General features: G+C 66.1%; 10 protein-coding genes and 2 pseudogenes. 7 read left to right on the top strand and 5 right to left on the bottom strand.

Annotation, left to right across the window (positions count from 1 at the left end):
- Positions 1 to 327: pseudogene (locus NUT86_RS09015) on the bottom strand (helix-turn-helix domain-containing protein); the annotation flags it as partial.
- Positions 328 to 886: 559 nt separating this feature from the next.
- Here NUT86_RS09015 and istA point away from each other — a divergent pair.
- Both istA and istB read left to right on the top strand, forming a co-directional pair.
- Complete coding sequence (gene istA / locus NUT86_RS09010) at positions 887 to 2,521, top strand: IS21 family transposase (RefSeq protein ID WP_274740428.1); 1,635 nt, start codon at positions 887 to 889, stop codon at positions 2,519 to 2,521.
- Positions 2,518 to 3,318, top strand: a complete 801-nt coding sequence (gene istB, locus NUT86_RS09005) for an IS21-like element helper ATPase IstB (RefSeq protein ID WP_446750756.1) — start codon at positions 2,518 to 2,520, stop codon at positions 3,316 to 3,318. The genes istA and istB overlap by 4 nt, the downstream gene beginning before the upstream one ends.
- A 104-nt stretch (positions 3,319 to 3,422) precedes the next feature.
- Here istB and NUT86_RS09000 read toward each other — a convergent pair whose 3' ends face one another.
- From NUT86_RS09000 to NUT86_RS40605, 4 genes and pseudogenes are all read right to left on the bottom strand, one after another.
- A complete protein-coding gene (locus NUT86_RS09000) occupies positions 3,423 to 3,968 on the bottom strand; it encodes a GNAT family N-acetyltransferase (RefSeq protein WP_274734648.1) in 546 nt (181 codons plus the stop codon).
- Between the two features lie 523 nt (positions 3,969 to 4,491).
- Complete coding sequence (locus NUT86_RS08995) at positions 4,492 to 5,211, bottom strand: 2'-5' RNA ligase family protein (protein ID WP_274734647.1); 720 nt, start codon at positions 5,209 to 5,211, stop codon at positions 4,492 to 4,494.
- A gap of 18 nt (positions 5,212 to 5,229) precedes the next feature.
- Positions 5,230 to 6,210 (bottom strand): hypothetical protein, encoded by a 981-nt coding sequence (locus NUT86_RS08990; protein ID WP_274740781.1) that lies wholly within the window; start codon positions 6,208 to 6,210, stop codon positions 5,230 to 5,232.
- A gap of 180 nt (positions 6,211 to 6,390) precedes the next feature.
- Positions 6,391 to 6,492, bottom strand: a pseudogene (locus NUT86_RS40605) (helix-turn-helix domain-containing protein); the annotation flags it as partial.
- A gap of 629 nt (positions 6,493 to 7,121) precedes the next feature.
- On the opposite strand from NUT86_RS40605, the gene NUT86_RS08980 reads away from it, so the two are divergent.
- The 5 genes from NUT86_RS08980 to NUT86_RS08960 all read left to right on the top strand — a co-directional run bounded on the left by NUT86_RS08980 (position 7,122) and on the right by NUT86_RS08960 (position 11,831).
- Positions 7,122 to 7,361: a DUF5999 family protein gene (locus tag NUT86_RS08980; RefSeq protein ID WP_274734646.1), complete on the top strand. Its 240-nt coding sequence runs from the start codon at positions 7,122 to 7,124 to the stop codon at positions 7,359 to 7,361.
- A gap of 398 nt (positions 7,362 to 7,759) precedes the next feature.
- A complete protein-coding gene (locus tag NUT86_RS08975) occupies positions 7,760 to 8,668 on the top strand; it encodes an aminoglycoside phosphotransferase family protein (protein WP_274734645.1) in 909 nt (302 codons plus the stop codon).
- A 126-nt stretch (positions 8,669 to 8,794) separates the two neighbouring features.
- Positions 8,795 to 9,052, top strand: coding sequence for a helix-turn-helix domain-containing protein (locus NUT86_RS08970; protein WP_274734644.1), 258 nt, complete (start codon positions 8,795 to 8,797; stop codon positions 9,050 to 9,052).
- Positions 9,053 to 9,237: 185 nt separating this feature from the next.
- On the top strand, positions 9,238 to 9,837 hold the full coding sequence (locus NUT86_RS08965; protein ID WP_274734643.1) for an NUDIX domain-containing protein: 600 nt from the start codon (positions 9,238 to 9,240) through the stop codon (positions 9,835 to 9,837).
- Positions 9,834 to 11,831, top strand: a complete 1,998-nt coding sequence (locus tag NUT86_RS08960) for an ABC transporter ATP-binding protein (RefSeq protein WP_274734642.1) — start codon at positions 9,834 to 9,836, stop codon at positions 11,829 to 11,831. The genes NUT86_RS08965 and NUT86_RS08960 overlap by 4 nt, the downstream gene beginning before the upstream one ends.
- The last annotated feature ends 25 nt before the right edge of the window (positions 11,832 to 11,856 follow it).

The following is an 11,856-nucleotide window of genomic DNA, read 5'->3' as shown; positions in this document are numbered from 1 at the left end:
GCCAAGCCCTGACAGGAACCTAATGATCTTGTCGATATGCGTCAGCCTGCGGGTCCCTCGCTCCATCATCGAGAGGAACGGCTGAGGCACCCCAGTGAGGAGGGCGATGTCCTCCTGCCGGAGCGATCCACGTTCGCGTACAAGGCGGCTGACCTGCCCAAAGTCCCAGGCCGCCAGCGCTTGGTGTACCTGGGGATCCCGCCAAACCCGCTGCGGTACAGATGGCCACACGGCAGTTGGCCGTGAGCAGGGTCCGCATTTCGCTTCTGAGTTGTAGCGGCTCAAGGTGGAGCCGCACCCGATGCACCGCCGTCGGTCCCCCTGCATGAGCCTGCCTCCAGCTTGGTGTCCAGAACCTTGCCCGTGCAGCATCTCTCAAGCCCATATCACATGAGTGATATCACTGCTGTCATGTGCACCCCCGACCGCGGGAGCACATCTTGGCCACAGTCGATTGCTGCGCGTGAAGGAACGACTAGAAGGCGGACGAGAGCCAGTCGCCAGATGGCCGATGTGGTGGATAGCCTCCCGCAGCGCTTGGAGGTGGCGCTCTTGGCCAACACCGCCCTCGCGGCAGGGGCCCACGCCGGCTTGCGGGCAGCCCTTCCTATGTGGGGAGCAAGCGAACTCTGCGAAACCCCCGCGCTGTTGGTGAGCGAGTTCCTCACCCATGCCATTCAACACACCCAGGCATCTCAGAGTTGAGTCCGCGACAGATGGAAATCGCCTGTGTGGCTTTATCGAGCAGTAGTGAAGTCACTTGTCGATGAGTTTGGGAGGCGCCCCGAACCACGGTCGGGTGATGTTGATGAGTTTGGGAGGCACCAGGTCTCTTGCCAGGGCAGCATCGGGATGCTCCTGGTGAAAGGTGCTGGTCATGCCACAGATGTCGAAGGTCGAGCTGTACGCGGCGATCAGGCGTGACCATCGCGAAGGCATGTCGATGCGGGAGCTCGAACGCAAGCACGGCGTGACGTGGCGGACAGTGCGCAAGGCGTTGGACTCGTCCTGGCCGGAGCCGCGCAAGAAACTCCCGCCCCGGGCGACCGGCCTGGACCCGTTCAAGCCGGTGATCGATGAGATCCTGCGATTGGATCTGGACGCGCCGCGCAAGCAGCGGCATACGGTCACCCGGATCTTTCACCGGCTGGTCGAGGAGCATGGGGCGGATGTCTCCTATGGGATGGTCCGCTACTACGTCGCCGGCCGGAAGCCCGAGATCCTCGTCGAGTCCGGCAAGGCACCGCTGGAAGCGTTCATCCCGCAGACCCACCAGCCCGGCCACGAGGCGGAGGTCGACTTCGGCGACGTGAGCGTGCGGCTGGCCGGCGAGCTGGTGACCTGCTATTTGTTCTCCTTCCGCCTGTCGTATTCGGGCAAGGCGGTCCACCGGGTGTTCGCCTCAGCCGGCCAGGAAGCGTTCTTCGAAGGCCACGTCCACGCACTGCGGACGCTGGGCGGGGTCCCGCGGAGCAAGGTCCGCTACGACAACCTCAAGGCGGCCGTCGCACAGGTGCTGGGGCTGAGCCGGGCCCGGGTGGAAGCGGACCGGTGGATCGCGTTCAGGTCGCACTTCGGCATCGAGAGCTTCTACTGCCGGCCCGGCATCGAAGGCGCCCACGAGAAGGGTGGAGTCGAAGGCCAGATCGGCTATTTCCGCCGCAACCACTTCGTTCCGGTCCCCGAGGTCTCCTCGCTCGCTGAGCTGAACGAGATGGTCGAGCAGTGGGACCGGCAGGACGATGCCCGCCGCATCGGGTCCAGGTCCAAGACTGTCGCGGAGTGCTTCGCGCTCGAACAGCCGCTGCTGCGGCCGCTGCCCGAGGAACCGTTCGAGACGGGCCGACTGTTCACGCCGCGGGTCGACCGCTACGGCCAGATCCCGGTTCGCACCAACCGCTACTCGGTCCCGATCAGGCTGATCGGGAGACGGGTTCGGGTCGTGCTGCACGCTTCTCACCTGGTGGTTTATGAAAAGAACGTGGAAGTGGCCCGGCATGAGCGGTTGATTGCCAAGGGCGCGGTCCGTCTGGATCTGGACCACTACCTGGAGGCACTGGTCCGCAAGCCCGGCGCCTTTCCCGGCTCCACCGCGCTCGAACAGGCTCGCTCGGCGGGCAAGTTCACCCCGGTCCATGACGCCTGGTGGGATCAGGCCAAGAAGATCCACGGTGAGCGAGACGGCACCCGGGCCCTGATCGAGGTCCTGCTGCTGGGCCGGCACCTGCCTCATGAGCATGTCGTCGCCGGCCTCGCCGCTGCCCTGCGGGCTGGGGCCCTGACCGCGGACGCCGTCGCGCTGGAGGCCCGCAAGGCCGCCCAGGCCGAGACCGAACCCGGCCCCGTGGCAGACCATCTGGCTTCCGGCAAGTTGCCGGCGACGGTGACGTCTCTGAACGAGTGGCGCCTGGCTCATCTTCCGCCGGACACCAGGCCGCTGCCCTCGGTGACCCCCTATGACCAGTTGCTCCGACGCCGCCGCGACAGCGGCGGTGACCACCGTGAGGGAGAAGCACAGTGACGACCCTGCCCCGCCAGCGAGGCTTGACCGAGCAGGCCGCCGACGCCGCCATCGACACGGCCTGCCGCATGCTGCGGCTGCCGTCGATCCGCAAGGAGTTCTCCGACATCGCCGAGCGGGCGCTGAAGGAGCAGATGAGCTACCGGGGCTTCCTCGCCGAACTGATGATGGCCGAGTGCGACGACCGGGCCCGCCGCCGCTCGGAGCGGCGGATCAAGGCGGCGAACTTCCCTCGGGAGAAGTCCCTTCGGGCGTTCGACTTCGACGCGAACCCCAACATCGACGCGGCCACCGTCCACACCCTCGCCAGCTGTGAATGGATTAAGCAGGGGCAGCCGCTCTGCCTGATCGGCGACTCCGGCACCGGCAAGTCACACATGCTGATCGCCCTGGGCACCGAGGCGGCGATGAAGGGCTACCGGGTCCGCTACACGCTCGCGACGAAGCTGGTGAACGAGCTGGTCGAGGCCGCCGACGAGAAGCAGCTGAACAAGACCATCGCACGCTACGGGCGGGTTGATCTTTTGTGTATTGATGAGCTCGGCTACATGGAGCTGGACCGGCACGGCGCCGAACTCCTGTTCCAGGTTCTGACCGAGCGCGAGGAGAAGAACAGCGTCGCCATCGCCTCCAACGAGTCCTTTGGCGGCTGGACGAAGACGTTCACGGATCCGCGGCTCTGCGCGGCCATCGTCGACCGGCTGACCTTCAACGGCACCATCATCGAGACCGGCACCGACTCCTACCGCTTGGCCAGCACCCGAGCCCGAGCCGAAGAACCCGCCAAGGTCAGCTGATAGAGGCGCTCACCCGACAGCCCGCCGGCCCTCACGGGCGGCGGGCCGTCCCGCACCGCCTCTCGCTCAATCCCACCAAAGACGTGCCACGGGCTGGAGCCGGCTTACAAGGACACGGGCTCCGCATCCGTTGCCAGGCGGGCGTGGAGTTCCACGTCGAAGCGGACACCGTCGTATTCGAGCTTCTGTCGCTGCTGTCCCTCCACCGCGAAGCCGGCAGCGCGAGCCACTCCGCATGAGGCGGGATTGTTCACCCGGTGCCCGAGCTCCAGCCGGAAGAGTTCCGCGTCGTTGAAGGCCCAGCGGGCCGCAGCACGGCAGGAACGGGAAGCTATGCCCCGGCCACGGGCCGCTGCCGTCGTCCAGTAGGACACCCATCCAGTGGCATGACGCCGATCCACTGGGCCAACGCACACCTGGCCGAGAACGAGGCCACCGCCGTCGACGACGGCGAAGGAGTAGGAAGAGTCCGCAGCCCAGTGGTCACCACGAGCCGTTATCCACCGCTCGGCAGCCGGGACAGAATCAACCGGCTCGATGGACTGGCCACGCATGAGCGGATCCGCGAACGCGGTCATCACCGCCTGGGCGTCCTCGGAGTTCCATCTCCGCAGCACCAGGCCAGAGGGGGTATCTACACGATCGCGCACGACGCGAGTCTTCCTCAGCAGGCATCGCCTGTCACGTCGGTTTCCCCAGTAGCCGCGACAGCCCCGCCGGGACTCGTGTCAGGGACGTGAACCAACTTCCACCGCCGTTAGTGCCGTCATATCTCATCGACATCCGGGCGAGGAAAGATCACCAACTGCCTCCCAAACTCGTCCACATCTGCTGTTCCTAAAGATGCACGAAGCCACCTGTGCTGAGGGGGAAGTGCCGGATGGTGAATTTCTCCGTTAGCCGCCCGACCGACCTGCGCTGACCTCGATGCCACGCACGGTAGAGGCTTGTGTTTGGTCAGCAGTCTCGCGGAATGCTGGGGAACAGCACGAGCCCACGCAATCCGACATCCCAGACTGCAGAAGACGCCCGATCTGGTCAGCTAACCCGTAGAACTGCACTCCGGCGCCGCTCTACATCGCTTCCGCGCTGGTCAATGATCTGGTGACGTATGTCGCGGAGCAGAGGCTGCTTACGCCTGTGGACTGCTGACCCTTCCCCTCGCTGGCCGATTCAACGAAGGGTTGCCGTGGGGAGGTCCAGCGTGCGGATCACGTCCCATCGGTAGGCCGACGGCTCGCGCCGCAGCTCGACGATGTGCACCTGTTTCACCTCCGCCTCTACGGCGTCGAGGCCGCGCAACGGTCTCACCATGTCCCGGACAGTGGCCGCAGGTATCGCCCGGTTGCAGTAGCTGATACCGATGTGCGGGCGGAATCCCGATGTCGGCTTCCGAAGCGGCCGGCCGGCGTTCTCCCCTGCCTCGGCGAGCATGATGCGCAGATCGACCAACGGTGTCCACGGCGCGACGCTGAAGCGGATCGCGCCACGGGAGGCGGTCATGGGCACTGCCTGCAGGGAAACGGATGAGGAGGCGTCGACCTGGACGGAAGCGATCAATAGATCCAGTTGGTCCAGCGAGATCTCGGTCGACGACCCGATACGCCCAAGCGTCAGGTGTAGACCGTCTTCGTCAATGTCGTCGAAGGCGAGGGATCGCAGCGCCTGCTGGCACTGCCGAGCCCGCTGGATGAGTGCGGAGGCACCAGGAAAGGTGATCATCCAGTAGTACGCGCGAGTGGATGCAGTCCACCCGGGCCTGTCCCAGTGATTCACCATCTCGCTCACGTTGCCGAATGCGGCCCATTCGTGCGCGGCGATCACTGAGGGATCGGCCAGGGATGGAGGTGGCGCTGGCGGAAAGGAAGCCTGCACGTACTGGAGTTGCTGCACCCGCTGCTCCTCGATCGGTCACACGGCTGTGCCATCGTCGCAGACCTTGGCGATGAGCTGGGTCTGAGGGGTCGCCCTCCATGTCTGTAGCGCTTCGACGAACTCCCTTACCTTGGGCTGGCCTCGCCATCGTGCCGCGAGAGCGTTCAATTCGCCGACACGCTGAACAACAGAGCGGATCGGCGGTCCGCTCCCGGCCGAGAGCACCTGCTGCCCAATCGACATTGCGTGTTCGACCTCCGGGCTTGTCCCGTTGAGGAGGGCCGTCGCCACGTCCAGACCGACCAGAGCGCGACTCCATGCCGAATCGGATTGCTCTACGAGATCGTCAATCTGGTCGGCACACTCCAGGACCCGCCGAGTGTTGCCGAGAGCGAGATGGGCAGTAGCCGCGTTCGCCAACGTTCGGGCGGCGCCATAAGGGGCAAAGGAGATGCAGGAGGTCAGCCCGCCAGGTAGTCCATGCCGCACGGTGAGTTCCTCTGCGACGGCAAGTGCCCGTTCAGCTCCCGCCCTGTCGCCCATCTTGCCCAGCGCCCTTGCCCGCCCATTGGCCAACAGTCGGATGGCCTGCGGATGCGCCGGCGCAAGGTCGACGCCAGCGTCTGCCCACCCAACGGCTGTGACGAAATCGCCTGAGTAGTACGCGTTGAGGGATCGGGTGCCGGCGATCCACATGAGGAGTTCTTGATCGCCGACGGCACTCGCGAGTTTCTCGGCCTCAGCGCAGTACGCCTCTGCCAAGGAGTCACGGCCGGCGTTCACAGCCATGTAGCCGAGCAGTCCGGAAGCTTGTGCCGCCAAACGAAACAGTGCCTCTTGCTGGCGGGGTGGCTGCCGCCCTTCCAAGAGTTCTTGCACGTATCTGCGCAGGTCTTCCGCCTCGGGTGCCATCCGATGCGGGCCTCTGGCCTCGTAGCGCGCCACGATGTCCTCCACCGACCGCTGCAGGACCTTCACGCTCTCGGGGTCCGTGTTTGAGGAGGTGGTGGCGTTCATTCTCCTGGCGACGGCGAGAGGGCTCTCCCATTCGTAGGGCGGGATTTCCTCGGGTGGAGGAGCAGCCCAACCGTCGCCTCCCATAGCACGAGGTGCGGCAGCAGAACGCGCAAGTGGCAGCCGCACGAGCTCAGGCGGGACTCCTAGTCCATCGAGCAGCCTGGTGATCTTGTCGATGTGCGTGAGGGGCCGAGTCCCATTTTCCAGCATGGACAATGCGGACTGACTCAGGCCCGTCATCTGAGCCGTGTCCTCCTGCCGAAGCGAGGCAAGGCGGCGCACCAAGCTCAGCGTCTTCCCCAAGTCCCATGCGGCCAGAGCCTCCTGCACCTGGTGATCCCGCCAAACATGCTCCGGAACCCTCGACGACAGATCCGCGTCGCCGACACCAAGGATGCGAGCACATGCCCCGCACCGCGAAGTGACGTTGTACCGACTCAACCGGCAACCACACCGGCTGCAGCACCGATTCACCTCCCCGACCACCACGTCTCCCGTCCCCTGGGCTCGACCAACGCACAGTGTTTGGTCGTTATCACTTCAGTGATATCACCGTCGGGATGTGCGGCGAGGAAGTGCGGCAGACATCCTCAACCTCCTGCCAACTAGCGGGAGAAGCGCGGTAGACGCGTCTCCACCTGGCCAATAGACCGGATCCAGTCCGGGCTTCAGAAGGTGTTGGCCTACCGCGGCGCTGCACTCAGCCAGGTGTCGTGCCGTACCGATCAATTGACTTGGCCGGATTCAAGCGTTGAGGCGACGTCCGTGACCGGAAGGTGAGGGTGGCAGTGATCGACAGGTTCGCTCCTGCCATTCATCTTCCCGGGCCGTGTACCAGCCGAGACCACCTCCTTTCCCCGGTTCCTAGCCAGTCAGGGATCGAAGGAGTTGTCAGAGAGGAATCTTCTCAGATGTGCCTGCACCAGCCGCCCTGTCCAGTTCCCGACGCGTCTGACTGCGAGGCCGCGCGTCCAGTGGTTCAGCACCCGGAGCAAGGGTGGTCGCTCTTGTGTAACGGGGTGGTTCTCCTCGACGACACAGGGGCAATTCGTCCCGATGGCGAAAGTGTCGCCCCGCACCTGTTTGGCAGGTCGAAGTCCCATCAGCCGGCCTCATCCGAGCTCCGGCGCACCACCAGCTGTGGTGCGTGATCGGCAATGCCCGGTCATGCCGTTTCGCTGGTTTCACGTTCCGGTGGAGCCAGAAGCCGTGGGGGAGCGTCCCCGGTGAGCGCCTGGCCGTGAGAGGGCGGCATCTGCTTTGTCCCCACGAGGACCAGCTCTTTCACCGAGGTGGGTGCCACCCCTTCCGCGTGTGGCTTCTCCCGCAAGATCCAACTGTTGTCACCGATTCAGAGCCACTGCCGCGCAGCTGGATGCGATGCGCGCAACGAGGCCGCAGCACGTCGCCGCAGCTGCCTGACCGTCGCACCGGTCTTTGCCCTTCCCGTATCCACTCCAGCTCGAAGCCGGGCCCCCTTTTCAACCTGCTGTGATCGAGGAGTCTTCATGAGCCGCCAAAGGCCAGTCGAATACGGAGATGGGTGGTCGTGTTGACCAGCACTCCGATGGCCCGGCCCCGCATGAGCATTCCCGGGAGCGTCCTCGATTGGGCTTCCTACGTGATCGGCCCCATCACGCTCGTACGCCACACTTCGTGGGATCGGGGAAACTCCAAGGTCTGGGAGCTGACCTGTCCCGACAGCACCCGGTACTTCCTAAAGATCTCGCCCTCCAAGGCGCTCTACGCACGCGAAACTCATGCCTACCGCTTCGCTGTGCCCTCCCTTGGCCCCGACCGCGCTCCCCGTCTCCAGGCCGCCGACCCCGATCAGCTGGCCCTGCTGCTCACAGCAGCACCCGGCCAGCCCGTCGCCGCGGGGCTCACCATGCGCGACCTCCTCAAGGTGCACCGTCAGGTCGGCTGGCTGCTGCGCGCGCTCCATGACGCTCCGCGCGCCTCCAGCAGCGCTAGTTGGGACTTTCTCGCGGAGGTCCGCGCGCGAACGGAATCCGTGGGCAAACACGTAGCTGCGGCAGGTGACCTGCTCACGCGCGCCGAGCAGGAGACGGTGCTTCGGCTGGCCAGGAACCTCCCGCACCTGGAGGCGTGCCCTGCCGCCTTCATCCACGGCGACGCGCAGGAACGCAACGTTCTCTGGGACGGGCGTAGCGATTGCGCTGCCCTGCTCGACTTCGAGCGGGCGCGACCTGCTTTGGCTGTTGATGACTTCGTGCATCTGGCCGTCGGCCCGTGGCAGCAACAACCGCGGCTGCGGAGGGTGTTCTTCACAGGGTACGGACGGGAGCTGACAGGGCCCGAGCGGCAGGTGCTGCCGGCGCTGGCTGCGGCGGATGCTGTCAGCGGCTTGGTGTGGGGCACGCGTGCCGGAGACAACGAAATCGCTCATCGTGCCCGCGTGACGCTCAAGCTGCTTTGCAAGGGAGCAGTCCTGTGACCCTGCACGAGGCGACGGGCCGCCCGTCCGACGGCCGAAGGCCAGGATCCACCAGCACCGTCGGTCGCCGTATGCGTGAGCCGCCATGTCGAGAGGCAGGCCGAGACCTGGCTGGAGGGGGGCCGCATGAAAGCGCGCCGGACGGAGCAGGGCGGTGCCTTCGACGGACTGTTGCTGACGGCGCGGGAGTCGGCCGGAATCCTCGACGTCAGTACACAGGTCGTGGAGCATCTCGTCTCCGCGGGATATCTCACCGCGGTGTATCGCGGTCAGCACTGGTTCGTCACCCTCTCCAGCGTCCTGGCATACCGGCGCCGGCGCGGTCACTCGGCGCGAAGCCTTCAGTTGGCAGCATGCTCCCAGGAGGCCCCGCGCTCTTCGTAAGAGCGCGCCCCTTGCCGAGCCGTTATGTCGCGGACTCGATGAGCCTCTCGTCTCCGGTCGACTCCTGTGGGGAGCGACCGGCCGCAGACGAGGCCGTACGCCGAAGAGCAGACCTCGGGCACTTCCTGGGCCTGGTGCTCCCTTCCCCCCGCTTTCCCTCCGACCGCCTATGTGAGGAGCAGCCCGTGACCATCACCGCTGTCCGCCCCCAAGCTGTTCACAGATTCGGGGACTTGGCGCCGCCCCGGCTCTGTATGGAATGGCCCTGGCACGAAAACGAACCGGTTCCCGGCTCCCTGCCCGTCACGCAATGCTGGGGTTGGCTCTTCGTGCCCGACGGACGCTGCCTCGTCCTGATCGACACCCGCCGCAGACTGCCGATGCTCCCGGGCGGAACCGTCGAGACACAGGACGCCGACCCCACGCAGACCCTCCAGCGAGAAGCCCACGAGGAAGCACACCTCGCGCTTGGACCGACGCATTACCTCGGGTACCTGCACGACACGACCTCGGCTGCGTACATCGGAATCGGCGCCTGTGCTCGCGTCCGCATGGCCAGCGTCATAACCCATATCGGGCCTTCCGTCCCCGACGCGGCCACCGGCGACACCATGCTTCGCCTGATCGCCACGCCGCACCGCATCGTCGAGCTGTTCGGCTGGGGAGAGCAGGGACGCCAGCAGGCTGACGCCGCGATCCGCGCCGCCACCGGCCTGTGGAACTACCCCATTGCTCCCCAGTCCCCGGACATACAGCACGTCCCCGTCGAAGGGCTCCGCCCATGAAAGAAGAACCCGCCTCGACTCCCCGCGGGGCCTCTGCAGACGGCGATGCGACGCCGGATCACGAGGAGCTGTTGTTCGGCGGCCCGTTGCGTTACGACATGGGTTGGAACAAGCACCAGGACGCGTTCCTTCAGCTGAACCTTCGTTCCATGGTCACCCAGCTCCCGAAGCTGCTGTCCGGCACCATCCGACTGGCTGGGCAGGCGGACCGGCGAGCTCTGCGGCTGGTCGCTCTCGCGGAGGTCGGCCGGGGAGTGAGCCAGGCCGTCGGCCTGATCGCGGTCAACCGCGTGCTCAGCCACCTGCTGGACGGCGGCAGTACCGTCGACCGGCTCAGCCACGCGGCTCCTGCCCTGGCCGCTGCCGGCCTCACCGCCATGGTCTCGGCCGTCTTACGCGCCTTGTCCACTGCGGGCACCGGGCAGCTGGAGCCGAAGGTCGAGCGGGTCGCCACCGAGATGTACCTCTCCCACACCGCGAACGTGGAGCTGGCGGCGATCGAGGACGAGGAATTCCACCGGCTCCTCGACAGCGCCCAGTACGGGGCCGGATCCGCGCGGCGGTTGGTCAGGTACAGCACCAGCATCGTCAACGCCCTGTTGTCCCTCGTCGCCACCGCCGGGGTTCTCTCCGTGCTGCACCCTGTTTTGTTGCCGATGCTCGTGGCGATGTCCCTGCCCAGCGCGTGGGCGGCCCTGTCCGTGGCGCGCCGCCGCTACCTGTCTTTCCACGCCTACGTCCAGCACGCTCGTGCTGGGCAGCTGATCAGCCGCCTGCTGATCAGCACCGACGCAGCCCCCGAAATCCGCGTCCACGGTGTCGCCCCGTTCCTACTTCGTAGCTTCCGTGCCATCTCCGAATCCCAGGAGGCCGAGCAGAAACGCCTGTCCCGCCTGGCCGCACGCACCGGTCTGATTGCTGCCGCATGGAGCGGGCTGGCCGCCGTGGCCACCTACGCCACCCTCGGCGGGCTGCTGTGGACCGGAGCCATGGCGTTGTCGGTGGGTGGGACTGCCGTCCTGGCCATCCGTAACGGAGCCTCCAGCCTCCAAAACCTCGTCCAGCAGATCAACTCCGCACACGAGGACACCCTGTTTATCGGTGACCTCCACCAGCTGTGCAAGGAAGCCGACACCCGAGCCATCCCCACCGACGGTCTCTGCCTGCCCGACCATCCCAAGCAGATCACCTTCGAAGACGTCCACTTCACCTACCAGGGCAAGGACACAACCCGCGCTCTGACCGGCGCCACCCTGACCATCCCCACGGGGAAAGTCGTTGCCCTCGTCGGTGACAACGCCAGTGGCAAGAGCACCTTGACCAAGCTGCTGTGCGGGCTCTATCAGCCGGATGCTGGGCGCGTCCTGTGGGACGACACCGACGCCGCGCTCGTCGACCGCTCAGCGCTCATCGACAAGATCGCCGTCGTCGGGCAGGACTTCTACCACTGGCCCTTCACTGCCGCCGTCAACATTGCCATCGGCCGCCCCGACGACCCGATCGTCCAGGAGCGCCTGGACCAGGCCATCGAGTCCGCCGGTGCCACCGAACTGGTCAAGGAGCTGCCGCGTGGCCTCAAGACGCTCCTGGCCCGCGGATACAAGGGCGGCCACAACCTCTCGGGCGGCCAGTGGCAGCGCCTGGGCATCGGCCGGGCCCACTACCGGGCAGCCGACGTGCTGATCGTCGACGAACCCACCGCCGCCCTCGATGCCAAGGCCGAACAGGAATTTTTCGACAACATCCGCACCCTGGCCGCAGCCGGCCAGACCGTCCTGCTCATCACCCACCGGCTCGGCTCGGTGCGCACAGCAGACCTGATCCACGTCCTCGACCACGGCCGCGTCGTCGAAAGCGGCACGTTCGACGAACTCCTCGACGACAGCGGCCCGGGGGTCTTCCGCGACCGCTACCGCATCCAGGCAGCCCAGTACACAACGATCCCCACCCAGAGCGTGACCGCCTCCGACACCACAGCGAGCAGCCCCCGATGACCCGCACACCACGCAACCGCCCCCG

Origin of the sequence: Streptomyces sp. G7(2002) (assembly GCF_028870195.1) — a bacterium.
GTDB classification, from domain to species: domain Bacteria; phylum Actinomycetota; class Actinomycetes; order Streptomycetales; family Streptomycetaceae; genus Streptomyces; species Streptomyces nigrescens.
This window is presented reverse-complemented; position numbering and strand designations above follow the sequence as displayed.